Annotated in this window: 20 protein-coding genes and 1 tRNA gene; 6 read left to right on the forward strand and 15 right to left on the reverse strand. The window is 68.0% G+C overall.

The features are described 5' to 3' along the window. Position 1 precedes the first annotated feature (1 nt). A complete protein-coding gene (locus ATCM_RS15190; protein ID WP_132865318.1) occupies positions 2 to 526 on the forward strand; it encodes a hypothetical protein in 525 nt (174 codons plus the stop codon). A gap of 41 nt (positions 527 to 567) precedes the next feature. After that, entirely contained in the window at positions 568 to 1,110 is a 543-nt protein-coding gene (locus ATCM_RS15195) for a DUF4124 domain-containing protein (RefSeq protein ID WP_132865319.1), read from the forward strand. 4 nt (positions 1,111 to 1,114) lie between these two features. Here the strand turns inward: ATCM_RS15195 and hrpA are convergent, their stop codons facing one another. Then, entirely contained in the window at positions 1,115 to 5,320 is a 4,206-nt protein-coding gene (gene hrpA / locus ATCM_RS15200) for an ATP-dependent RNA helicase HrpA (RefSeq protein WP_132865320.1), read from the reverse strand. Positions 5,321 to 5,408: 88 nt separating this feature from the next. On the opposite strand from hrpA, the gene ATCM_RS15205 reads away from it, so the two are divergent. Continuing rightward, on the forward strand, positions 5,409 to 5,957 hold the full coding sequence (locus tag ATCM_RS15205) for a Dps family protein (RefSeq protein WP_132865321.1): 549 nt from the start codon (positions 5,409 to 5,411) through the stop codon (positions 5,955 to 5,957). A gap of 264 nt (positions 5,958 to 6,221) precedes the next feature. Further along, complete coding sequence (gene recQ / locus ATCM_RS15210) at positions 6,222 to 8,024, forward strand: DNA helicase RecQ (RefSeq protein WP_132865322.1); 1,803 nt, start codon at positions 6,222 to 6,224, stop codon at positions 8,022 to 8,024. A 4-nt stretch (positions 8,025 to 8,028) separates the two neighbouring features. Here recQ and ATCM_RS15215 read toward each other — a convergent pair whose 3' ends face one another. After that, the gene (locus ATCM_RS15215) at positions 8,029 to 10,773 is read right to left on the reverse strand and encodes a serine/threonine-protein kinase (RefSeq protein WP_132865323.1); all 2,745 of its coding nucleotides are present in this window, start codon (positions 10,771 to 10,773) and stop codon (positions 8,029 to 8,031) included. 22 nt (positions 10,774 to 10,795) lie between these two features. After that, a complete protein-coding gene (locus ATCM_RS15220; protein ID WP_165931196.1) occupies positions 10,796 to 11,347 on the reverse strand; it encodes an ECF-type sigma factor in 552 nt (183 codons plus the stop codon). 553 nt (positions 11,348 to 11,900) lie between these two features. On the opposite strand from ATCM_RS15220, the gene ATCM_RS19445 reads away from it, so the two are divergent. Continuing rightward, positions 11,901 to 12,035: a hypothetical protein gene (locus tag ATCM_RS19445; protein WP_279432515.1), complete on the forward strand. Its 135-nt coding sequence runs from the start codon at positions 11,901 to 11,903 to the stop codon at positions 12,033 to 12,035. 139 nt (positions 12,036 to 12,174) lie between these two features. Beyond that, a complete protein-coding gene (locus ATCM_RS19275; protein WP_207911821.1) occupies positions 12,175 to 12,708 on the forward strand; it encodes a DUF5694 domain-containing protein in 534 nt (177 codons plus the stop codon). 182 nt (positions 12,709 to 12,890) lie between these two features. Here the strand turns inward: ATCM_RS19275 and ATCM_RS15230 are convergent. From ATCM_RS15230 to ATCM_RS15285, 12 genes are all read right to left on the reverse strand, one after another. Beyond that, a tRNA-Lys gene (locus ATCM_RS15230) sits at positions 12,891 to 12,966 on the reverse strand. Between the two features lie 61 nt (positions 12,967 to 13,027). Further along, positions 13,028 to 13,696, reverse strand: a complete 669-nt coding sequence (gene queC / locus ATCM_RS15235) for a 7-cyano-7-deazaguanine synthase QueC (RefSeq protein WP_132865325.1) — start codon at positions 13,694 to 13,696, stop codon at positions 13,028 to 13,030. 76 nt (positions 13,697 to 13,772) lie between these two features. After that, a complete protein-coding gene (gene queE / locus ATCM_RS15240) occupies positions 13,773 to 14,462 on the reverse strand; it encodes a 7-carboxy-7-deazaguanine synthase QueE (protein WP_132865326.1) in 690 nt (229 codons plus the stop codon). A 41-nt stretch (positions 14,463 to 14,503) separates the two neighbouring features. Next, on the reverse strand, positions 14,504 to 15,319 hold the full coding sequence (gene ybgF / locus ATCM_RS15245; RefSeq protein ID WP_132865327.1) for a tol-pal system protein YbgF: 816 nt from the start codon (positions 15,317 to 15,319) through the stop codon (positions 14,504 to 14,506). 3 nt (positions 15,320 to 15,322) lie between these two features. Beyond that, positions 15,323 to 15,841, reverse strand: a complete 519-nt coding sequence (gene pal, locus ATCM_RS15250) for a peptidoglycan-associated lipoprotein Pal (RefSeq protein WP_132865328.1) — start codon at positions 15,839 to 15,841, stop codon at positions 15,323 to 15,325. A 63-nt stretch (positions 15,842 to 15,904) separates the two neighbouring features. Further along, entirely contained in the window at positions 15,905 to 17,224 is a 1,320-nt protein-coding gene (tolB, locus tag ATCM_RS15255) for a Tol-Pal system beta propeller repeat protein TolB (protein WP_132865329.1), read from the reverse strand. A gap of 162 nt (positions 17,225 to 17,386) precedes the next feature. Next, entirely contained in the window at positions 17,387 to 18,463 is a 1,077-nt protein-coding gene (gene tolA, locus ATCM_RS15260; protein WP_132865330.1) for a cell envelope integrity protein TolA, read from the reverse strand. Continuing rightward, positions 18,453 to 18,881 carry a protein TolR gene (gene tolR / locus ATCM_RS15265; RefSeq protein WP_132865331.1) on the reverse strand — a complete coding sequence of 143 codons (429 nt, stop codon included), beginning with the start codon at positions 18,879 to 18,881 and terminating at the stop codon, positions 18,453 to 18,455. Before tolR ends, tolA begins: the two co-directional genes overlap by 11 nt. Before the next feature lie 41 nt (positions 18,882 to 18,922). After that, a complete protein-coding gene (gene tolQ, locus ATCM_RS15270; protein ID WP_132865332.1) occupies positions 18,923 to 19,702 on the reverse strand; it encodes a protein TolQ in 780 nt (259 codons plus the stop codon). 20 nt (positions 19,703 to 19,722) lie between these two features. Beyond that, positions 19,723 to 20,145, reverse strand: coding sequence for a tol-pal system-associated acyl-CoA thioesterase (ybgC, locus tag ATCM_RS15275; RefSeq protein ID WP_132865333.1), 423 nt, complete (start codon positions 20,143 to 20,145; stop codon positions 19,723 to 19,725). Then, entirely contained in the window at positions 20,138 to 21,175 is a 1,038-nt protein-coding gene (gene ruvB / locus ATCM_RS15280) for a Holliday junction branch migration DNA helicase RuvB (protein ID WP_132865334.1), read from the reverse strand. Before ruvB ends, ybgC begins: the two co-directional genes overlap by 8 nt. Before the next feature lie 102 nt (positions 21,176 to 21,277). Beyond that, the gene (locus ATCM_RS15285) at positions 21,278 to 23,194 is read right to left on the reverse strand and encodes a potassium transporter Kup (RefSeq protein WP_132865335.1); all 1,917 of its coding nucleotides are present in this window, start codon (positions 23,192 to 23,194) and stop codon (positions 21,278 to 21,280) included. Between the last annotated feature and the right edge of the window lie 3 nt (positions 23,195 to 23,197).

The following is a 23,197-nucleotide window of genomic DNA, read 5'->3' on the forward strand; positions in this document are numbered from 1 at the left end:
CATGAAGCTGCCTCGCCTTGCCGTCCTCGCCGCCTTCACCGCGCTTTCACTGTCGCCGCTGTTGCCGGCCCATGCCCAGCGCGTGGTCCATGGCGACCTGCAGCAGCAGATGTCACCCGCCGAGTTCAAGGCCGCCGGCCTGGACAAGCTCAATGCCGAGGAGCTGGCGGCATTGAACAGCTGGTTGCAGGGCAAGGTGGAACAGGCCGCCAGCGTTGCCAGCGCCGCGGTGGAACAGGCCCGCGAGGAAGGCCGCCAGGAAGTGATCGTGAAGAACCGCGGCTTCTTCGATTTCGGTAGCCGCGACCCGATCGTGGCCAAGCTGGAAGGCGAGTTCCGTGGCTTCGGCAAGGGCCGCCAGTACACGCTCGACAACGGCCAGGTCTGGGAGCAGACCGACGAGGCCAGCGTCTCCGGCGTACGCCGTGACATGCCCACGGTGGAGATCACCCCCGGGCTGATGAACGTCTGGTACCTGCGCGTGGAAGGTCTGAACACCCGCGCCAAGGTCCGCCGGACCAAGTGACCGACGCCGCGGCACCGCCCCTCCCAGCGACCCCACCTGCCATGCCCAACACGATCCTGCTGCCCCTGTTGCTGTTGCTGTTGCTTCCTGCCGGCGCGCATGCGCAGGTCTACAAATGCAAGGGCAAATCGGGCGAGACGATGTACTCCGAGCACCCCTGCGACGCCCGCGCCGAGCCGATGAAGCTGCGCGAGGACCGCGTCGCGTCGACGGCTGCCGGCACTGGTACCGAGCCGCCCGGCCAGCCCCCGACGGAGGCCGCGCCGGCGGCGATGGCCGATGCCGGCACCAGCGGCGATGGGGAGGCCAACCGCGCCGCCGAACGTGCCTGCATCGCCACGGCCACGGCATCGATCTACGGTTCGTCCAACGACCGCGTCGGCACCCTGCAGCAGCAGATGGCCATGCTCAACGACCAGCTGGCCGCGGCCACCACCGCCGAGCGCAGCCAGGCCCTGCGCGGGCGCATGGCCACGTTCCGCCAGGCCATCACACGCGAGCACGCCAACGCGCAGAGCCAGCTCAACTCCGCGCGCCGCGCCTGCGCCGAACAGCACCGCCCCGCGGCGGTGCCGGCCCGCTGAGGGGTCACCCGCGCAACGCGGCGACCCGCTGCGCCAGCTTCTTGGCGGAGATCCCTGAGCGGAAGCCCAGTTCCTGCGCGAACAGCGACACCCGCAGCTCCTCGATGTCCCAGCGCAACGCCGCCCATTCGGCACGCTCGGCGCGGCCCTGCAACCGCGCCTCATCCAGCGCGTCGACGAACGGCTTGAGCTCCAGCATGCGCGCCTGGTCACGCGGCGGGTCACGCTTGGCGCGTTCAGCGCGCAGCAGCATGGCCTTGAGGTAACGCGGGAACTGGGCCAGCGCATCGGCCGGCGTTTCGCGCAGGAAGCCGGCATGCACCAGCCCTGCCAACTGCGCCTCCATGTCGTCCAGGTTGCCGCGCGCCCAGCCCATCAGCGGTGCTTCCAGCTGTGGCTTGAGCTCACCGACCAAACCCAGGATGGTCTCGGCCAGCTTGAGCCGCGTCATCGCCTCGCCGAACAACTGCTTGCCAGCCTCGCTGCGGCGCTGCTCGAACGCCTCCGGTGTGCGGATCCCGGCCAGGCCATCGGCCAGTACCGCGTTCATCGCCGCATCCACCAGGTCGCCGCGCAGGCGCTCCTGCGACTCGATGGCCGCGTACAACAGGCCGGTCTTGGGCGAGACCGGCAATTGCTTGCGGGCCTGCTTGACCTTGTCGGCCAGGCCGATTTCCAGCAGCCGGCGTACACCCAGCGGATGCGCCAGCGCCGCCTCGTTGCGGTCGGCGAAGATGCGCAACGCGGCGGCATCACCGGTGTCCACCAACGCCGGATAGGCGGGCACGCCGGCCTCGCCCGGGACCTGCCCGGGGATCGGTGCTGACGGGAACTCGCGTAGTCCCTCGGCCACCAACGCCTGCCCGGCGCGCGCGGCAAAGGCACTGCCGGCACGTTCGCCGAAGCGCGCACGCAGCGCCTCCAGGTCACGCGACATGGCCAGCAGCCTGGCTCCCTTTCCGCTCGCCGAGACCTCCTTGCCCGGTGCATTGCCCCTGCCCGGTTCAGCGCCGCGCGACGGCGCCGCCTCGAACAGGCGCAGGTTCATCCGCAGGTGCGGCTCCAGGGCATCGACCTCGAAATCGGTGGCCGCCACCGTCGCCCCGGTGGTCTTGCTCAGGAAGCGCGCCAGCTCGCCACGGATGTCATCGGCCGAAGGCTGTGGCCAGGCCTCGAAGAAGGCCCGGCCAAAGTCCGGCGCCGGCACGTAGTTGCGGCGCATCGCCTTGGGCAAGGTGCGGATCATGGCACTGGCCTTGTCGGCGACGAAGCCCGGTGCCAGCCACGACAGCCGCGCCGGGTCCAGCGCATTGAGCAGGTGCAATGGCACGTCCAGGGTCACGCCATCGTCCTCGGCACCGGGCTCGAAGCGGTAATGCAGGGCCAGCCGTGCATCACCGAGCGCGAAGTACTTCGGGTAGCGGTCTTCCTCGCTGCCTTCGCCCGGCAGCAGGTCGGTCAACGACCACTGCAGCGTGCGACGCTGCTCCGGCGGCAACGCCTGCCACCAGCCGTCGAGCAGGCTGGCCGAGTGGATATGCGGCGGCACCCGGTCCAGGTACCAGCGCGCCTGCCAGTCCTCGTCGGCGACGATGCCGGCACGGCGCAGCTTGGCTTCTTCCTCGCGCGCCTGCTCCAGCACCTTCTGGTTGGCGGCGACGAAGCCGGCGCGCGTGTTGATCTCGCCGGTCACCAGCGCCTGCCGCACGAAGATGTCGTGCGCCTCGCCCGGGTTGATCTTGCCGTAATGCACGGGCTTCTTCGGTGCCAGCACCAGGCCGAACAGGCTGATCTGCTCCGACGCCAGCACCTGTCCCTGCGCGCGCGACCAATGCGGATCGAAGTGCTTGCGCGCCAGCAGGTGGGGAATCTCGGCGATCACCCAGTCCGGCTCGATCGACGCATTGGTCAGGCCCCAGACGCGCTGGGTGTCGAGCAGCGTGGCACTGAGCACCCACGGCGGCGGCCGCTTGGCCAGCGCCGACCCCGGGAACAGGTGGAAACGGCGCTGTCGTGGCGCCTGGAAATCGCCCTTGTCGGTGCGATGCCCGACCTGGGTCGGCAGGCCGGCCAGGATCGCGCGGTGCAGCGCCTGGTAGGCGGCCACGCGCACCTTCTCCGGGATGCCCGGCGCGGTGTCGGGTTCGACGTTCCCCTTGCCCTGCGCACGGGGTATGCCGGTGGCAGCCGGATCCGGCTTGCTCTCGCGCGCCAGGCGCGCGGCCTTGTGCAGCTCGCCACGCGTGGCCTTGCGCTTGGCCTCGGCATCGCCGCCGGCCGGCACCGCGACCGGTGCGGCCAGCAGCGCCTTGCCAAAGGCATCGCCCTCATTGACCGACCAACCGAGCTCCTCGCACAGCAGGCGCAGCTGGCGGTGCAGCTCGCGCCATTCGCGCATGCGCAGGAAGCCCAGGAAATGCCGTCCGCACCAGTCGCGCAGCTTGGACTGGGTGAGATCTTCATGTGCGATGCGATAGGCCTCCCACAGGCGCAGGATGCCGATGAACTCCGAACGGCCATCGGCGAACTGCGCATGCGCGTTGTCGGCCGCCTCGCGGGCTTCCGGCGGACGCTCGCGCGGGTCCTGGATGCCCAGGAAGGCGGCGATCACCAACATCTCGCGCAGGCAACCGCCCTTCTGTGCGGCCACCAGCATGCGCGCCAGCTTCACGTCCACCGGCAGGCGGGCCATCTGCCGGCCAATCGCGGTCAGCTTGCGCTCCGCATCGATGGCGCCCAGCTCGGCCAGTTGTTGCCAGCCGTCGGCCACCGCGCGCTCGTCGGGGGCTTCCAGGAACGGGAATTCATCGATCTGACCCAGGCCCAGCTGCAACATGCGCAGGATCACGCCGGCCAGCGAGGAGCGCCGGATCTCCGGATCGGTGAACTCCGCGCGCGACTGGAAATCGGCTTCGGAATACAGCCGGTAACAGATGCCCTCGGAGATACGCCCGCAGCGGCCCTTGCGCTGATTGGCACTGGCCTGCGACACCGGCTCGATGTGCAGGCGGTCCAGCTTCTGGCGCGGGCTGTAACGCTTGACGCGGGCAAAACCCGGGTCGATCACGTAGCGGATGCGCGGCACCGTCAGCGAGGTCTCGGCCACGTTGGTGGTCAGCACGATGCGGCGCTTCGGGCCCGGGTTGAACACCCGGTCCTGGTCCTTGGCCGACAGCCGCGCGTACAGCGGCAGCACTTCGGTCTCGCGGTACTTGCGGCGCTCCAGTGCCTGGTGCGCATCGCGGATCTCGCGTTCGCCGGGCAGGAAGACCAGCACGTCGCCACGCGCGTCGCCGCGGGTGATCTCGTCCACCGCCGCGACGATGGCGTCGTTGACCGACACCGGGTCCGAATCCGCGTCCTCGCGGCGGCCACGCGTGCCGGCCGGGCGCGGTTCCTCACCGTTGGCCACCGCCTCGTCCAGCGCGCGGTAGCGCACTTCCACCGGGTAGGTCCGGCCCTCGACGTTGACCACCGGTGCATCGTGGAAGTGGCGCGAGAAACGCTCGGTGTCGATGGTGGCCGAGGTGACGATCAGCTTCAGGTCCGGGCGCTTGCGCAGCAGCTGCTTCAGGTAGCCCAGCAGGAAATCGATGTTGAGGCTGCGTTCGTGCGCCTCGTCGATGATCAGCGTGTCGTAGCGCGACAGCCAGCGGTCGGAGGCAATCTCGGCCAGCAGGATGCCGTCGGTCATGAACTTGATGCGGCTGTCCTCGCCGACCTTGTCGGTGAAGCGCACCTGGTAACCCACCACCGAACCCAGCTCGGTCTGCAGTTCCTCGGCCACACGCGCGGCCACCGCCCGGGCGGCGATGCGGCGTGGCTGGGTGCAGCCGATCATGCCGGCCTGGCCACGGCCGGCGGCCAGGCACAGCTTCGGCAGCTGGGTGGTCTTGCCCGAACCGGTTTCACCGGCGATCACCACCACCTGGTGCGCGCGGATCAGCGCGGTGATCCGGTCGGCTTCACGCGCGATTGGCAGCGCATCGTCCATGGTGATGGAAACCGGCTGCGCGGCCCGCTGCCTGCGCTGCGCCTGCGAGCGTTCCAACAGCTGCAACAGCGCCTGCTCGGCGGCCGCATCGGCCGGCTTGCCCTGCCAGCGTGACCACAGGCCCAGCAGGCGGCCGCGGTCGCGGCTCATCGCCCCGTCAATGGCCTTGCGGGCATCGCGCAGGCGGGTGGCAGTCTGATTTTCGATAGCGCTCATCAATCGTTCAACGTGAAAACTTGAAATACCGGTACGGTTACCGGAGCGGTATTGTGAAGCCATTCAACCCGCCAAGGAGTAAAGCGTCATGGCCAAAACCAAGCACAGCAGCAAATCCGAAGCCGGCAAGAAGAAGCTCGCCGCGGCCGCACCGTCGGCCCCGGGGGTGGATATCGGGATCAAGGACAGCGATCGCAAGAAGGTCGCCGACGGCCTTTCACACTTCCTGGCCGATGCCTACACCCTGTACCTGAAGACCCACAACTTCCACTGGAACGTCACCGGGTCGATGTTCAACTCGCTGCACAACATGTTCATGGACCAGTACACCGAGCAATGGAACGCGCTGGACGAGATCGCCGAGCGCATCCGTGCACTGGGCTTCAACGCACCCGGTTCCTACCGTGAATTCGTGACCCTGACCTCCATCGCCGAGGAGCCCGGCCTGACCGATGCCCCGGATTGGCGCGAAATGGTCCAGCAGCTGGTCTCCGGCAACGAAGCGGTCTGCCGCACCGCGCGCAAGGTACTGGAACAGGCCGGCAAGGCCAATGATGCGCCCAGCGAGGACCTGCTGACCCAGCGCCTGCAGATCCACGAAAAGTACGCCTGGATGCTGCGTTCACTGCTGCAGTAAACGCTCCGGGCGTTGCCCCTGCGGGGTTTCCGTGGCTGGCCGCACCGAACCACGGGCCCTGCTCCATCGGCCCGCCCCCGCCTTCGACACGCCCCCTTTCCACGCAAGGGGGCGTTGCTCCAGTGGGACCCTGAAGCTTCCCCGGCAGCGCCGGGCCCTGCTGCAGCCGGCAGGAATTCCGAGGCGAGCGCGGTATCCGGGCTGATTTCCTGCCCACCGCCACGACGCCCCTTCGAATCCGCCGCCAGCGGTTAAACTAGCGCGATGCCCCAGAGTCACGCGCAAGAACTGCTTTCCAGCGTTTTCGGTTACGACAGTTTCCGCGGCGACCAGCAGGCCATCGTCGAACATGTTGCCAGCGGCAATGACGCGCTGGTGCTGATGCCCACCGGCGGCGGCAAATCCCTCTGTTACCAGATCCCGGCATTACTGCGCGATGGCTGCGGCATCGTCATCTCGCCCCTGATCGCGCTGATGCAGGACCAGGTGGAAGCGCTGCGCCAGGCCGGCGTGCGTGCCGAGTTCCTGAACTCCACGCTGGATGCCGAGACGGCCGCACGGGTCGAGCGCGAACTGCTCGATGGCGAGCTGGAGCTGCTCTACGTCGCCCCCGAACGGCTGCTCACCGGCCGCTTCCTGTCCCTGCTCGGGCGCAGCCAGATCGCGCTGTTCGCCATCGACGAGGCCCATTGCGTGTCGCAATGGGGCCATGACTTCCGCCCGGAATACCGGCAGCTGACCGTGCTGCACGAGCGTTGGCCGCAGGTGCCGCGCATCGCGCTGACCGCCACCGCCGACCCGCCGACCCAGCGCGAGATCGCCGAACGCCTGGACCTGGCGCAGGCGCGCCACTTCGTCAGTTCCTTCGACCGTCCCAACATCCGCTACACCGTGGTGCAGAAGGACAACGCCAAGCGCCAGCTGCTGGATTTCCTGAAGGCGCACCGCGGCGAAGCCGGCATCGTCTACTGCATGTCCCGGCGCAAGGTCGAGGAAACCGCGCAGTTCCTGTGCAACGAAAGCCTGCAGGCCCTGCCCTACCACGCCGGCATGCCGGCGGAAGTGCGTGCGGCCAACCAGCGCCGCTTCCTGCACGAGGACGGCATCGTGATGTGCGCCACCATCGCCTTCGGCATGGGCATCGACAAGCCGGACGTGCGCTTCGTCGCGCATACCGACCTGCCCAAGTCGATGGAAGGCTATTACCAGGAGACCGGCCGCGCCGGCCGTGACGGTGAGGCCGCCGAGGCGTGGCTGTGCTACGGGCTCGGCGACGTGGTGCTGCTCAAGCAGATGATCGAGCAATCCGAGGCCAGCGAGGAGCGCAAGCAGCTCGAGCGCGCCAAGCTCGACCACCTGCTCGGCTACTGCGAATCCATGCAGTGCCGCCGCCAGGTGCTGCTGGCCGGTTTCGGCGAGACCTACCCCAAGCCCTGCGGCAACTGCGACAACTGCCTGACCCCGCCGGCTGCATGGGATGCCACCGTGCCGGCGCAGAAGGCATTGAGCTGCGTGTACCGCAGCGGCCAGCGCTTCGGCGTGGGCCACCTGATCGACATCCTGCGCGGCAGCGACAACGAGCGCATGCGCCAGCTCGGCCACGACAAGCTCAGCACCTACGGGATCGGCAGCGACCTGGATGCGCGCAGCTGGCGCAGCGTGTTCCGCCAGCTGGTCGCGGCCAGCCTGCTGGAAGTCGACCCGGAGGCGCACGGCGGGCTGCGCCTGACCGACGCCAGCCGCGACGTGCTCAAGGGCCGTCGCCAGCTGATGATGCGCCGCGAGAGCCCGGTGGCGCGCGAACGCGAACGTGGCGGCCAGCGCAGCGGCCTGCCGGTGCAGGCCGGGGACCTGGCCCTGTTCAATGCCCTGCGCGGGCTGCGCGCGGAACTGGCGCGCGAGCAGAACGTGCCGGCCTTCGTCATCTTCCACGACAGCACGCTGCGCAACATCGCCGAGCAACGGCCGACCAGCATCGACGCGCTGGGCCGGGTCGGCGGCATCGGTGGCAGCAAGCTGGCCCGTTATGGCCAGCGGTTGGTGGACATCGTGCGCGAGCAGGGCTGAGCCGTCAGCCGCGCCCACCACGGGCCAGCAACAGCAGCCCTTCGACCTTGCGCCGGTCCGGTGAACCATCGACCTGCATGCGGCTCAGCACCGGGGCCACCTTGTCCAGCTCGGCCAGCGCCTTGCCGGCATGGCCGAACTGCAGCTGCGTTTCCGCCAGCGCGATGCGGTTCTGGAGGGTCTCCATCTTGTCCTGCCCGTACACGCTGATCGACAGTCCCAACGCCGCATCACGCAGGGCCAGCGCGGATTTCCCGTCACCGCGCCGCGCGGCCAGGTCCGCGCGCACCTGCAGCAACTGCAGCGACAGCATCGGCGTTGCCTGCGCGCCAATGGGCTCCAGCAACGCGTTGGCCTGCTCCAGTTCGTTCTGGCGGACATGCCAGGCGATGCGGTACAGCCGCACTTCCTGCCGCCCGGGTGCATCGGCCGGCAGCGCGGCGGCCATCCCGAGGTCGGCGTGCTTGAGGTGGGTTCCGGCCGCTTCCATCCGCCCCTGCCGCATCAGCAACCGCCCCAGCCCGCTTTCGGCGCGCATCGTCACCGGCGCCTGCGCCCCGAGCTGGTCGCGGCGGATTTCCCAGGCGCGTTGATACATCTGCTCCGCCGCATCCAGGTCACCGCGCTGCTCGTGCAGGGTGCCGTAGTTGAACAATCCCATCGAGTAGCGCACCGACGCTTCGCCATCGATGATCGCGCTCAGCCGTTGCCGTGCCCGGAACTGCTCCTCGGCCGCGGTGAAGTTGCCCATGTCCTGGTACAGGTCGGCCAGGGCCTCGTGCTGCACCAGCACGAAGCTGTTCTCGGCGCCATACAGTGCGATGGCCTGCTGCATGCCGGCCTGCAGCAATGGCAGCGCCTGCGCGTAGTCGCCCTGCTCGCGCAGGATCTGCGCCAGCCGGGTTTCCGCGGCCAGCGCCAGGCTGGTGCGCCGGCCATGCAGGCTGTCGATCACCTGCCGGAAGTGACGCGCGGCGTCCTGCGTGCGTCCCCAGCGCAGGTACATCAGGCCGGTGTTGTAGACCAGCTCGTGCAGCTGCGCCTCGTCATCGGTGCCGGACAGCCCCGCATAGGCCGCGCGCGCCTGCTTGAACGCCACCTCCGCACGGTCGAACAGCTGCTGGTTGGTATAGGCCAACGCACGCGCCGCCAGCAGGCGTGCCTTCACTTCCGACGTCGCCGTGCCATCGACCAGCGCCAGGCCGCGCTCGGCCAGTTGCTGTCCCTTGGCACCGTCACCTTCACCCGTCTTCAGCGTGGACAGGCTGGCCAGCACCGACGCGGCATCCTCGCGGCGGTTCACATCCGTGCGCATGAACCCTTCGTACGCCCGCTGCAGCAACCGCTCCGCCTGCAGCGGCACCCCCGAGTTCTGGTAGGCCGCACCCAGCACCGCCTGCATCCGCGCACGCTCCACCGGCGCTTCGCGCAGCTCGTTGTCCACCTGCAATGCCGCACGATCCAGCAGCTGGCGTGCGGTCAGTTCCTCCTCCCCCCGCTCGGTGCGCAGGAACGGGTCGGCCGTCTCGAACACGCCCACCATGAACTTGCTGACCTGGCGGGCGACGGCTGCCTCCTCCTGCGCCTGCCGGCGGGTCTGCACCAGGCCGATCACGAACGCCAGCAGCAGCACCAGCAAGCCGCTGGCCGCCGCCACGCCCTGCCAGTTGCGGCGCAACGCCTTGCGCATGCGGTACAGGCGATCAGCGCGACGGGCCTGCAGCGGCTGCTGTTCCAGGTAGCGACGCACATCGCCCATCAACGCCTCGGCGGTACGGTAGCGCTCGCCGACATCCAGCGCGCAGGCACGCCGGACGATGGCATCCAGGTCACCGCGCAGGCGCCGGCGCCACGGCAACTCCGCCGGCGCATGCTCGCTGGGCAGTGGCACCGGCACGTCCACGTCACCGGGCTCGCGCAGGCAGGGCCGGGTCGATACCAGCTCCAGCAGCATCACGCCCAGGCTGTACACATCACCGGCGGCACCGACCATTTGCCCGCGGATCAACTCCGGGCTGGCATACGACGGCGTGCAATAGCCCGAATCCCGCTCCTGGCGCACCTCGCTGAGCATCCGCGCCAGGCCGAAATCCAGCAGCACCGGCTGCCCGTCGCCCTGCACCAGCACGTTGCTCGGCTTGAGGTCGCAATGCAGCACCAGCCGTTCGTGCGCGGACTGCACGATGCCGCAGATGTCCAGGAACAGCGCCAGCCGCGCAGGGAGGTCCAGTTGCTGTTCGCTGCACCATTGGTCCACCGGCTTGCCGTCGATGTACTCCATCACCAGATACGGATGGCCATCGGGCGTGGTGCCGCCGTCGTACAGCCGCGCCACGTGCGCCAACTGCAGGTCGGCCAGCACCTGCCGCTCGATCGCCAGCCGCTCCACTTCCATGCCGCCGGGCAGGCCGTGCAGCAGCTTGATCGCGACCACCCGCTGGTACACGCCGTCGGCACGCTCGGCCTTGAACACCGTGCCCATGCCCCCCTGGGCGACGCGCTCGATCAGCCGCCACGGTCCCAGCCGGTCACCGATGCCGAACTCCGGGGCCATCGCCCGGGCCAGCGCGATATCCAGGCGGTTGCTGACCCGGCTGAGCCCCACCGTCTGCGCACCCAGTAGCTGCAGCACCTCCTCCCGCACCTGCGGGTCATCGCAGCGCTCGGCCAACGCGGCGGGCCACTGCTCACGCGGCAGCTCACACACCGCATCGAACAGTTCCCGTACCCGCTGCCAGTGCTCCTTCACCCTGCCCCCGGCGTGCGCGGTTTCAGCGCAGTTCCCGGTTCAACCACGCCCGCGCGAAACGCAGGTCGCGGTCCACCGTCGGCACCGAGACATCCAGCACCAATGCGATCTCGTCCCGGCTCATGCCGCCGAAATAGGTCAGCTCGATGGTGCTGGCCGCACGCGGCTCCAGCTCGGCCAGCTTGTTCAGCGCCTGGTGCAGGGCCAACACGTCATGGCCGATGGTGTCCTCATCGCTCATGTCCTGCGCATGCGAAAGCGTGAGCTGCTCGGCGTTGCCACCGCGCTTGTCGGCAGAGCGCGCGCGCAGGTGATCGACCAGCACCGAGCGCATCTTCAGCGCGGCAATGGCGATGAAATGGGTACGGTCCTGGTAGTCGGCGTCGCTGCCAAGCAGGCGCATCAGTGATTCGTTGACCAGCGCGGCCGGTTGCAGCGTGCCGTTGGTCTGATTGGACAGGCGGCTGCGCGCGATCTGCATCAGGTCCGCATACAGCGCCTGGAACAGGTGCTCACGCGCATCCAGGTCGCCTTCGCGCCAGCGATGCAGCAATAGCGTGATCTGTCTGTCCAAACGTGCCCCCGGGCCGCCATCGGTGTCGCCATCCGCCTGCCGTGGGCGCCGGATGCCAAGCCGCATGGTAGGCCGAGCGCCCATCCACTGCCAGCCATCTCCGGCATGGCGATGGCGCGCGTCGTCCCCCAGTGGCAGGTGAGGCTGGCATCCAGCGCCGTCCGTCGATGACCTTGGGCACCGTGAAACATGGCCATTGAAAGCCCCTCGGGCAGACAGAAATCCCTCGCCAGCTTGCGCCGAACTGGCGCTTCAACGGCAAACCACCATGGGCCTGGGAGTCATACAGGGAATGTTGGGACGAAACCTACTGGTCGGGACGGCGCTGGCCGGATGCCTGCTGGCAGGCGCAGCACAGGCGCAGGGCTATGAACCGCACACACAAGGGGCCCCGGCACGGGGTGCCAAACGAGGTCGCGGTACTGGGTACCGCCCATCTGGCAGGGCTGCCGGACACGTTCGACCCCGCATCGCTCGCCGGCCTGCTCGACCGCTTGGCCAACTGGCAGCCACGGGCCATCGCATCGAGGCCGTCTCGGGCCTGCAGTGCGACATGCTGAGCCGCCAGCCCTCCCGCTACGCGCTGACGATGCACGACTATTGCCCCTACGTCTCGGTCGCGGCCAAGGCCACCGGGCTCGACATACCGGCCGCGAACGCGGCGGTGGAAACCCTGCTGGCCACATGACCCGCGCAGCCGACGGCAATGCAGCGCCGCCGCTTGGCGGCCACGTTCCTGGCTGCCGGCGAGCGATTCCGCGCTCGTCCAGTGGCTGCGGCTTCCCGCCGCCGAACGGCACGCCGGCGACGGCCTGGACGAGGAACTGGTGAACGCACTGGAAGCCCTGCGCGCCAGCCGCAATGAAAACACGGTCATTGCCGCCACACTCGCCGCACGCCTGGGCCACGAGCGGCTCTGGCCGATGGATGACCACAGTTCTGACCGCTACGGGCCCGATCCCAAGGCCTACGTGGCAGCCATCCGCAAGGCCTGTGAAAACCCCGCCAACGCGCGCCGGTCGGCGATGTTCGGAGGCATCGAAGCGCAGATCGACACGCCGGAAAAGGCGCTGGCGCTGTATCGCCACTACAACGGTCCGGAGATGGCGCCGATCGCCTTCGAGAGCGACTACGGCGCCGCGTTGGAGGAACCCTCGCCGCAAGGCTATGGCCGCCTCTACGTGACCTCGTGGGAAACCCGCAACCTGCGCATGGCGGCCAACATCCGCGACCTGATGGGACCGACGCCGGGCATGCGCACGCTGGTGATCGTCGGCGCCTCGCACAAGGCCTACCTGGACACCTACCTGGACCAGATGCACGACGTGCGCATCGTCGATGTGCCGACGCTGCTGAAGTAACCGCGCATCCAACACCGCCTCACCGCCGGGATGGCGGACAGGCGTGCAAGCCCCCAACGGAAAAAGGCACCGCCATGCGGTGCCTTTTCCGTTCTGCAACCAGAACGAGGTGAAGTCGCGGAAAAACTGCCGATTGCGGAAATAAAAAAGGGCTCCGGAATCTCCGGAACCCTTGGCAATACTGGTGGGCCGTGAAGGATTCGAACCTTCGACCAAAAGATTAAAAGTCTTCTGCTCTACCGACTGAGCTAACGGCCCAAACAAAGACCCGGCCGTAGCCGGGGTGCGCATTCTAGCGCAAGAAGCAGCAAACCGGAAATCAGGCGTAGTGCGTGGGGTCGGCCAGGCCGGCGGCGGCGAAGCCGTCCGCACGCAGGCGGCAGGCGTCGCAATGGCCGCAGGCTCGGCCGTTCATGTCGGCCTGGTAGCAGGACACGGTCAGCCCGAAGTCCACGCCCAGGCGCTGTCCTTCGGCGGCGATCTGCGCCTTGCTCAGGTACTGCAGCGGCGCGTGCACGACGATGCCCGCCCCTTCCACGCCGGCCTTGGTGGCCAGGTTGGCCAGCGCCTGGAAGGCGGCCACGAACTCGGGCCGGCAGTCCGGGTAGCCGGAGTAATCCACGGCGTTCACGCCGCAGAAGATGTCGTTGGCGCCCAGCACCTCGGCCCAGCCAAGTGCCAGCGACAGCATGATGGTGTTGCGCGCCGGCACGTAGGTCACCGGGATGCCGGCACCGCCGGCCTCGGGGACGTCGATGTCGTCGGTCAGCGCCGAACCGCCGATGCTGCGCAGGTCGACGTCGACCACCTTGTGCCCGGCCACGCCCAGCGCGGCCGAGACCCGCCTGGCCGCTTCCAGCTCCGAGGTATGCCGCTGGCCGTAGCGCACGCTCAGCGCGTACACCTCGAAGCCCTGTTCCTGGGCGATGGCGACGACGGCGGCCGAGTCCATGCCGCCGGAAAGAAGCACGACTGCTTTCTTCTTCATGTGTTGATCCGGTTGGGGGAGGAATGCCAGCACGCTGTCCCGCGCCGGGGTTGAAGCCATGAACGACGTGCAGGCCTCAGCGCCCGGGCTCGTCGTTCCAGAGGATCTTGTGCAACTGCATCTGGAAACGCACCGGCAGGCGGTCGGCGACGATCCAGTCGGCCAGTTCGCGGGCGCTGACCTGCGACTTGCTGGGCGAGAAGAACACCGTGCAGCGCGCCGGCAGGCCATGCTCGGCCACCATCGCACGTGCCCATTCGTAGTCGCCGCGGCTGCAGATCACGAACTTGAGCTGGTCGCGCGCGGTCAGCAGCGGCAGGTTCTCCAGCCGGTTGCGCGCCACCTCGCCCGAATCCGGGGTCTTCAGGTCGACCACGCGCGACACCCGCGCATCCACCGCGGCGATGTCCAGCGCGCCGGAGGTCTCCAGCGAGACATCCAGCCCGGCGTCGCACAGCTTCTGCAGCAGGATCAGGCAGCGCTTCTGCGCCAGCGGCTCGCCGCCGGTCACGCAGACGTGGCGCACGCCCTGCTGGAGCACCTCGGCGACGATGGCGTCGATGTCCCACCACTCGCCGCCATGGAAGGCGTATTCGGTGTCGCAGTACAGGCAGCGCAGCGGGCAGCCGGTCAGGCGCACGAACACCGTCGGCCAGCCGGCGGTATCGGCTTCGCCCTGGAGGGACAGGAAGATTTCAGTGATCTTCAATCGCGGCAACGGCGACTGCACGATCTCGCTGGGGACAGCGGCGGCGGGAGAATTCATGGCTGCTCAACCGCCCCGCGACCACGCGGTGGCGGCTCCAATCAACGCAGTTGCTGGCCGAGCCGGATCGACTGCAGACGATCCTGGGCGGTGCGGGCCGCATCACTGCCGGGAAAACGGGAAATCACCTGCTCCAGCGTCTGCTGCGCCTGGGCGGCATTTCCCTGACCATATTGCGAAAGACCCAGCTTCAGCAGGCCACCGGCAGCCTTGTCGTGGGTCGGATAGCGGGCCACGAGATCATTGAACTCGGACTCGGCCATCTTGAAATTGCGGGTGGCGTAATAGCTCTCGCCCAGCCAGTACAGCGCGTTGGGCGTGTAGGCCGCATTCGGGTACAGCTCCAGGAAGCTCTGGAACAGCTGCGCCGAATAGTCGTAGTTGCCGGCCTTCAGGGCATCGAATGCCACGTTGTAGGCGGCGCGCTCATCGCCTGCAGCCGCCAGGCTGCTGGCATCGCCGCGCACGGTCGGTGCACGTTCGCTGCCGGTTGCCGCTGCCGGTTTGGTGGCCGGAGCGGCCGGGACTGCCGAGACCGGCTCCGCACCCGTGGCCGCCGGTGCACCGCCCTCAAGGCGGTTCAACCGACCATCGAGGTCGAGGTACTGGTCGCGGTTGCGCTGCTTCAGCTGTTCGTTCTCGTGCTGGAGCTGCTCGATCGTGCCCTGCAGTGCCTGCATCTCCGTGCGGAGCTGCTGCAGCTGGTTGAGCATGTCGGTGTTGGCCTGGCTGTTGTTGACCTGCTGCTCGAGCACGCCGACGCGGTCAGCCAGACTTGCACGCTGCGCGTACGCGGGCGCGGCAGCCACGAGGGCTGCCGCAACCGCGAGCATCAGTCGATTGATGCCGATACGCATCGATTACTGCGCGGTGTAGACGATTTCGACGCGACGGTTCTGCGACCAGCAGGACTCGTTCGACTCGGTGCAGACCGGACGCTCTTCACCGTAGGACACGACGGTCAGCTGCGAAGCCGAGCCACCGTTGGCCTGCAGCGCCGAGTTGACGGCGTTGCCGCGACGCTCACCCAGGGCCTGGTTGTAGGCGCGGCTGCCGCGTTCGTCGGTGTTGCCCTGCAGGGTGATGCGCGAGGACGGACGGTCACGCAGGTACTTGGCGTGGCAAGCCATGATCTGCTGGAACTCCGACTTCACTTCTTCCTTGTCCAGGTCGAAGTAGACAACGCGCTGACGCAGGCAGGCATCGGTGTCCAGATCGCCCGGGCCGTACAGGCCGGAGGTGGACGGAGCGGTCGGCTGGGTCACACCCGCGCCGTTGTCGACCGGCGGAGCCGGCTGTTCCTTGACCTTCTTCGAGCAGCCGGCAAGCGCGGCTACGGACAGCAGCGAAACGAGCAAAACGCGAGTGGACTTGTTCATGGCGATACCTAGAGGCTCCTGGGCCAATGTTGGGTTTAATGCGAGTGGGATATTAACATTTTATCAACGGGCGGTGCGGTATGGGCCCCAAGCCGGCTCACGAACATCACCGTCGGCCAAGACCAGCCGCTGGCGGACGCGGCCGTCAGCGGACACCTCGTACAGAACACCTCGGCCACCCTCACGGGCGGCGTACAGCACCATGCTCGCGTTGGGCGCGAAGCTGGGAGATTCATCCAGCGAGCCCACCGACAGCGTGCTCCAGCGCGCAGCGCCCAGGCTGCTGTCCATCAGGGCGATCTTGTAGCTGCTGCCACTGCCCTGGGCGGTGACGATCTTCTTGCCATCGTAGGACACGCTGGCCTTGGCGTTGTAGTTGCCCTGGAAGGTCACGCGGCTGGCGCTGCCGCCACTGGCCGAGACCTGGTAGATCTGCGGGCGGCCACCACGGTCGGAAGTGAAGTAGACCGAGCTGCCATCGGCGGCCCAGGTCGGCTCGGTGTCGATGCCGAAGTGGTTGGTGAGCTGGGTCAGCTGCTTGCTGCCCAGGTCCATCACGTAGATCTCCGGATTGCCGCTGCGCGACAGCGACAGCGCCAGGCGGCGGCCATCGGGGGAGAACGACGGGGCGCTGTTGATGCCGCGGAAGCTGGTCAGCAGCTCACGCGCACCGGTGGCGATGTCCTGCACGTAGATCGAGGAGTTGCCGCGTTCGAAGCTCACATAGGCCAGCTTGCGGCCGTCCGGGCTCCAGCTCGGCGACAGCAGCGGCTCGGCCGAACGCACGATGGTCTGCGGGTTGAAGCCGTCCGAGTCGGCCACCATCAGCGCGTAGCGCATGTTCGCGCCGCTGCCGCTGGCGGTGATGTAGGCGATGCGGGTCCAGAACGCGCCGCGCACGCCGGTGATCTTCTCGTAGATGGCGTCGGCCATCTGGTGGGCGACATCGCGCATGGCATTGGAGCGGGCGGTCATCGCCAGGCCGAGCGTGCGCTCGCCCTTGGCCACGTCGAACAGCTCGTACTCCACGCGGTAGGCACCGGCGCCGGCGTCCAGCACGCGGCCGACCACCAGGTAGTCCTGCTTGAGCGCGCGCCAGGTCGGGTACTGGACTTCGCTGCCGCGGGTCGGGCGCTCCACGATCTGCGCCTCCGGCAGGCTGCGGAACTGGCCGGAGCGGTCCAGGTCGGCGCGCACCACGGCCGCGACGTCGGTCGACGGCGCGCCGGCCGTGCCTTGGTACGGCATCGGCACCACGGTGATCGGCGTGGCCGACGGATTGCCGCCGACGATATTGATTTCCAGTGCCCCCTGCTGGGCCATTGCCACGAACGGCAACAACAGGACAGTAAGGGCGACCAGCCAGCGTGAGGGTTTCTTCATGAGGCGCTCAGCAGTACGGAAAGGCAGGAGGGATAGCAGCAAGCAGATGAACAGTTTCGCAATCATTAACGAAGATAGTGTGAAGCGCCCTTGAATCTGAATGGCATGACGGTTTCATCCGAAATCATGCCCGGAAACAACGGGCGCGCACGTTCGTCGCGCTCAGTCCTGTGCGGTGAAGGTAAACATCAGCTCACGCCGGAACACCGACTCGAAACCACGGAACGGGAGCGGCTGAGCGCGCAGCACGGCACGCTCGATCGAGTCGCGCGCGGCCGCATCCATCGAGCAACCCGACTGTACCTGGGCACTGACCACCTCCCCGCCCGGCAGCTGCCGGATCAGGATGCGGCAGCGGGTACCGTTGGGCACGTTGTCCGGTTTGTTCCATTGGGTGACGACGGCCTGCTGGATGGCGGCGGCGTACTTGGCGGTCAGGTCATCGCTGGTGCCGCCCTGCCCCGGCGTCGCCGGCGTCTGGCCGCCGGTGTTGCTGGAGGCCGCCGACGCGCTGGTAGCGGCGCGGGCACGGGCATCGGCCACCTGGCGCAGGCGCTGTTCGGCCTGCCGGGCCTCGCGCTCGGCCTGCTCGCGCCGGCGCCGCAACTCGGCGATCTTCTGCTGGCGCTCCTGCTCGGCCTGGGTCTCGTTGGCGCGGCGCTGCTCGTCGGCCAGCTTCTTCTGGCGGTCGGCCTCTTCCTGTTGGCGGGCCAGGCGCGCCTTCTGCTCGGCCTCTTCCACGCGCTTGCGCTCGGTCAGGTCGATCTGTTCCTGGCGACGCTTGGCTTCCTGCTCCTGGCGGGCCTTTTCCTCGGAGATGGCCAGCGCGCTGACCCGCTCCTGGTCCACCTTGTCAGGCTGGGCCACGCGCTCCTGCGCATTGTGCTGCTGCGGGCTGAGCGCATCCTGCGGTCGGGGCTCGGGAAGCGGCTGCGGCGGGGTCACGGTGTCTTCCGGCACCGGCTCCGGGGGCACGTCCTCGACCGGCTCGGGCAGGTCGGGCAGCTTTTCCGAGGCGCGCAGCGCCTGCCGGGCGGCGGTAGCCTCGGCGGCGGACAGCTCCAGGCTGGCTTCCACCGCCGGATCCCCGGCGGCAGCCTCGGTGTCGCGCGAGGGCGACCACAGCCAGGCGACGATGAACACCGCCGCCACCAGCAGGTGGACCAGCAGCGCCAGCGCGACCGGCCGGCCCCAGTCGTCGCGGTGATCGTGCGGCGGTGGCAGTGCGTCAGCGTGCATCGGTCGCCAGACCCACCTTCTCGATCTTCGCGGCCTTGATCACGTCCATCGCGGCCACGACCTTTTCATAGGCCACGGTCTTGTCGGCGGCCACGATCACGCGCAGGTTCTTGTCCTGCGAGGCCAGCGCGCCGAGCTGTGCCTGCAGCGCACCGCTGTCCATCGCCTGCGGCTCCTTGGCCTCGGGCAGCTTGAGGCTGAGCTGGCCGTCGGCACGGACCGAGACGATCACCGGGTCCTGTTTGCTTTCCAGTGCCTTGGCGGTGGAACTGGGCAGGTCGACTTCGAAACTGAGCGTCAGCAGCGGCGCGGTCACCATGAAGATGATCAGCAGCACGAGCATCACGTCGATGTACGGCACGACGTTGATCTCGGACTTGAGCTTGCGGCGCTTGCGGCGGGGAATGGCGGCAGTCATGTATGGGTGCTCCTGCGGGTCAGAGTGAAGTGCGGGCGCACTTACTCGTCACCGCCGGCCTGGCGCTGCAGGATCGAGCTGAACTCTTCGGCGAAGGTTTCATAACGCACCGACAGCCGCTCGACGCGGGTGGTGAAGCGGTTGTAGGCCCACACCGCCGGGATCGCCACGAACAGGCCGATGGCGGTGGCGAACAGTGCTTCGGAGATGCCCGGGGCGACCGAGGCGATGCCGGCCTGCTCACCGCTGCTGATCATGTCGTGCATGGTCACCATGATGCCGAACACCGTGCCGACCAGGCCCACGTACGGGGCGGTCGAGCCGATGTTGGCAAGCAGTTCCAGGTTGCGTTCCAGGCCGTCCACTTCGCGGGCGAAGGTGGTGCGCATGGCGCGCTGGGCGCCTTCCAGCTGGGTGCGGCCGTCCAGGCCACGGCGGCCGTGCAGGCGGGTGTACTCGCGGAAGCCGGATTCGAAGATTGACTCCAGGCCGTCCACCTGGCGGTTGCGGTCGGTGGCCGAGGCATACAACTTGCCAAGATCGGCGCCGGACCAGAAACGGTTCTCGAAATCGTCGGCCGAGCGGTCAGCGGCCTTGAACACGCGCGCCTTGCGGAAAATGATCACCCAGCTGATGAACGAGCCGGCCAGCAGCAGCAGCACGATCAGCTTGACCGGGATGCTGGCCTTGATCATCAGGTCCAGGTAATTGATGCCACCGCCATGGCTGGCCTGTGCCACGGTCTGCGCGGCAGCGGCACTTACATCGGCCGGCAACGCCTCGGTCACGGTGCCCTGCAGGGCCAGAAGCAAAGCGATCATCCGATCTTCCTCAGTCTTACTTACGCGTGTTTGGTTTGTAGGGGGTGGAGCGTTGCGTACAGCGTGTCATCAATGGCTTGTGGCTTGAAATCGCGGGCGCCAACCGCTGCCAGGCGGACCTGCGAGGTGACCAGCACCTCCTCGCCCCGCATCACCGACTGTTCCATCAGCAGGCTGGCCCGACGGCATTGCACCAGTTCCACCGTGACGGACAAGGCATCGTCGAGCCTGGCCGGCTTGAGGAAATCCAGCGTCATGGCGCGGACCACGAACACCTGGCCGTCGCCGCTGCGCATGGCTTCCTGGCCGTAGCCCAAGGCGCGCATCCATTCGGTGCGTGCCCGTTCCATGAAGGCCACGTAGCGGGCGTGGTACACCACGCCACCGGCGTCGGTATCTTCCCAGTAAATGCGTGTCGGCCAACTGAACCGGGCCTCACTCATCGGATTGCTCCGCGAACAGGTCGGCCGGCGCGGCCTTCGGCTTGAGCCCCATGTGCCGGTACGCCTTGTGCGTGGCCATGCGGCCGCGCGCGGTGCGCACCAGGAAGCCCTGCTGGATCAGGTAGGGCTCGACCACGTCCTCCAGCGTGCCCCGCTCCTCGGACAACGCCGCGGCCAACGACTCGATGCCGACCGGGCCACCGTCGAAGTACTCCACCATGGTGCGCAGCAGGCGCCGGTCGAGCTCGTCGAAGCCTTCCGGGTCGACCTTGAGCATCTGCATCGCGGCCTGTGCCACGGCATGGTCGATGTGGCCGTTGGCCTTGACCTGGGCATAGTCGCGCACGCGGCGCAGCAGGCGGTTGGCGATGCGCGGGGTGCCGCGCGAACGGCGGGCGATCTCGCCCGCGCCCTCGGCATCGCAGTCGATGCCCAGGATGCCGGCCGAGCGTCGCACGATGCGGGTCAGCTCCTCGGCCGAGTAGAACTCCAGCCGTTGCACGATGCCGAAGCGGTCGCGCAGCGGCGCGGTCAGCAGGCCGGCACGGGTGGTGGCGCCGATCAGGGTGAACGGTGGCAGGTCGAGCTTGATCGAGCGGGCCGCGGGGCCTTCGCCGATCATGATGTCGATCTGGAAATCCTCCATCGCCGGGTACAGCACTTCCTCGACCACGGGCGAGAGGCGGTGGATCTCGTCGATGAACAACACGTCGTGCGGCTGCAGGTTGGTCAGCAGCGCGGCCAGGTCGCCGGCCTTCTCGATCACCGGGCCGGAGGTCACCCGCAGGCTCACCCCCAGCTCGTTGGCGATGACATGGCTCAGCGTGGTCTTGCCCAGGCCCGGCGGCCCGAAGATCAGCACGTGGTCCAGCGCCTCGCGGCGTGACTTGGCGGCCTGGATGTAGATGTCCAGCTGCTCGCGCACCGGTGCCTGGCCGAGATAGTCGGCCAGGCTGCGGGGACGGATGCTGGCGTCGGCCGCCTCGTCCTCACGGGTGGCGCCGGCGCCGATGATTCGGTCGTCAGTCATCGGACTATGGTACGTCCTGAAACGCCTGAATAGGAACGAAAAGCTGGCAAAACCGCCGCCCGGCGCCGGCCGCCCGCCGGCCGGGCGGCACTGCCCCGGCGGTCAGATCTCAACCTGCGCTCCCAGCTCCACCAGCCGGTTGCCCGGGATCCGGAAGAAGCCGGTGGCCGGGGCGGCATTGCGGTGCATGAAGGCGAACAGCTTGTCGCGCCAGATCGGCATGCCGCGGTTGGCGCTGGCCACGATGGTCTCGCGGCTGGCGAAGAAGGTGGTGTCCATCGGGTCGAAGTAGATGCCGCCGTGGTCACACGAGCGCATCAGCGCCAGTGGCACGTCCGGGGTCTCCATGAAGCCGAAGCGGATGTAGATGCGGTGGAAGTCATCGCCGACCGATTCGATCTTCAGGCGCTGGCCTTCCTGTGCGTACGGCACCGGCAGGGTTTCCACGTGCAGGAACACGTTGCGCTCGTGCAGCACCTTGTTGTGCTTGAGGTTGTGCATCAGCGCATGCGGCACCACGGCCGGGTCGGCGGTGAGGAAGATCGCCGTGCCCGGCACCCGCACCGGCGGGGCCAGCATCAAACCCGGCAGGAAGCTGTCCAGGCGGATGCCGTCCTTGCGGATCTCGTCGCGCAGCAGCTCACGGCCGCGGCGCCAGGTGCGCATCATGGTGAACAGCACCAGGCCCAGCACCACCGGGAACCATGCGCCCTGCAGCAGCTTGGCGCCGTTGGCGACCACGAAGCACAGGTCGATGATGAAGAACACCACGCACAGGGCGAGGATGCCATGGTGCGCGCGCGGCCACAGCGCGCGCGCGACCAGCGCCAGCAGCAGGGTATCGATCAGCATGGTGGCCGACACCGAGATGCCGTAGGCCACGGCTAGGTTGCTGGAACTCTGGAAGGCCAGCACCAGCCCGAACACCAGCGCCGCCAGGCCCCAGTTGATGCCCGGGATGTAGATCTGGCCGATGGTGTCGTGCGAGGTATGCAGGATGCGCATGCGCGGGATGTAGCCCAGCTGCATGGCCTGGCGCGACACCGAGAACGCACCGGTGATCACCGACTGGCTGGCGATCACCGCCGCCATCGTGGCCAGGATGATCATCGGGTACAGCGCCCACTGCGGCACCGCCTCGAAGAACGGGTTGGCCACCGCGTCCGGGCGCTCCAGCACCAGCGCGCCCTGCCCCAGGTAGTTCAGCACCAGGCACGGCAGCACGAAGAAATACCAGGCATGGCGGATCGGCGGCACGCCGAAATGGCCCATGTCCGCATACAGCGCCTCGCCGCCGGTGACCGCCAGCACCACCGCGCCGAAGATGAAGATGCCGTGCCAGCCGTGCTCCATGAAGAAGCGGGCGGCCCACATCGGATTGAACGCCTTGAGCACCTCCGGCGTGCCGATCACGTTGTAGATGCCGATGGCCGCCAGCGCCAGGAACCAGATGATCATCACCGGCCCGAATACCTTGCCGACCTTCTCCGTGCCGAAACGCTGCGCGGCGAACACCGCCGCCAGCACCACCAGGGTGATCGGCACCACGAAGTGGCCCAGCCCCGGCGCGGCCACCTTCAGGCCCTCCACCGCGCCCAGCACCGAGATGGCCGGGGTGATCACGCCGTCGCCGAAGAACAGCGAGGCGCCGAAGATGCCGAGGATGCCGACCACGTAGGCCGTGCGCGAGCCATTGCGCAGGGTGCGCTGGGCCAGCGCCATCAGCGCCATGATGCCGCCCTCGCCGTCGTTGTCGGCGCGCATGATGATGGTCACGTACTTGAGCGTGACCACCATGTTCAGCGCCCAGAACGCCAGCGACAGCACGCCCAGCACGGTGTCGTGGTCACTGTTGAGCCCGTAGTGCGGCGAGAACGCCTCCTTCAGGGTGTACAGCGGGCTGGTGCCGATGTCGCCGAACACCACGCCGATGGCACCGATGACCAGTGCCAGGCCACCGGCGGCGCCGTGGCCGCCCGTGTGAGCGTGGGATTCAGACGGGGAAGAAGCGTGGGACATGGC

Origin of the sequence: Stenotrophomonas sp. ATCM1_4 (assembly GCF_004348115.1) — a bacterium.
Taxonomy (GTDB): Bacteria; Pseudomonadota; Gammaproteobacteria; order Xanthomonadales; family Xanthomonadaceae; genus Stenotrophomonas; species Stenotrophomonas capsici.

Excerpts from the sequence above, each read along its gene's own strand:
- queC (WP_132865325.1), bottom strand. The coding sequence starts at position 13,696 with ATGAAGAAGAAAGCAGTCGTGCTTCTTTCCGGCGGCATGGACTCGGCC.
- ATCM_RS15195 (WP_132865319.1), top strand. The coding sequence starts at position 568 with ATGCCCAACACGATCCTGCTGCCCCTGTTGCTGTTGCTGTTGCTTCCT.
- ATCM_RS15190 (WP_132865318.1), top strand. The coding sequence starts at position 2 with ATGAAGCTGCCTCGCCTTGCCGTCCTCGCCGCCTTCACCGCGCTTTCA.
- tolR (WP_132865331.1), bottom strand. The coding sequence starts at position 18,881 with ATGACTGCCGCCATTCCCCGCCGCAAGCGCCGCAAGCTCAAGTCCGAG.
- tolQ (WP_132865332.1), bottom strand. The coding sequence starts at position 19,702 with ATGATCGCTTTGCTTCTGGCCCTGCAGGGCACCGTGACCGAGGCGTTG.
- ATCM_RS15285 (WP_132865335.1), bottom strand. The coding sequence starts at position 23,194 with ATGTCCCACGCTTCTTCCCCGTCTGAATCCCACGCTCACACGGGCGGC.
- hrpA (WP_132865320.1), bottom strand. The coding sequence starts at position 5,320 with ATGAGCGCTATCGAAAATCAGACTGCCACCCGCCTGCGCGATGCCCGC.
- ATCM_RS19445 (WP_279432515.1), top strand. The coding sequence starts at position 11,901 with ATGCTGAGCCGCCAGCCCTCCCGCTACGCGCTGACGATGCACGACTAT.
- ybgF (WP_132865327.1), bottom strand. The coding sequence starts at position 15,319 with ATGCGTATCGGCATCAATCGACTGATGCTCGCGGTTGCGGCAGCCCTC.
- tolA (WP_132865330.1), bottom strand. The coding sequence starts at position 18,463 with ATGCACGCTGACGCACTGCCACCGCCGCACGATCACCGCGACGACTGG.
- ruvB (WP_132865334.1), bottom strand. The coding sequence starts at position 21,175 with ATGACTGACGACCGAATCATCGGCGCCGGCGCCACCCGTGAGGACGAG.
- ATCM_RS15205 (WP_132865321.1), top strand. The coding sequence starts at position 5,409 with ATGGCCAAAACCAAGCACAGCAGCAAATCCGAAGCCGGCAAGAAGAAG.
- ybgC (WP_132865333.1), bottom strand. The coding sequence starts at position 20,145 with ATGAGTGAGGCCCGGTTCAGTTGGCCGACACGCATTTACTGGGAAGAT.
- queE (WP_132865326.1), bottom strand. The coding sequence starts at position 14,462 with ATGAATTCTCCCGCCGCCGCTGTCCCCAGCGAGATCGTGCAGTCGCCG.
- pal (WP_132865328.1), bottom strand. The coding sequence starts at position 15,841 with ATGAACAAGTCCACTCGCGTTTTGCTCGTTTCGCTGCTGTCCGTAGCC.
- recQ (WP_132865322.1), top strand. The coding sequence starts at position 6,222 with ATGCCCCAGAGTCACGCGCAAGAACTGCTTTCCAGCGTTTTCGGTTAC.
- tolB (WP_132865329.1), bottom strand. The coding sequence starts at position 17,224 with ATGAAGAAACCCTCACGCTGGCTGGTCGCCCTTACTGTCCTGTTGTTG.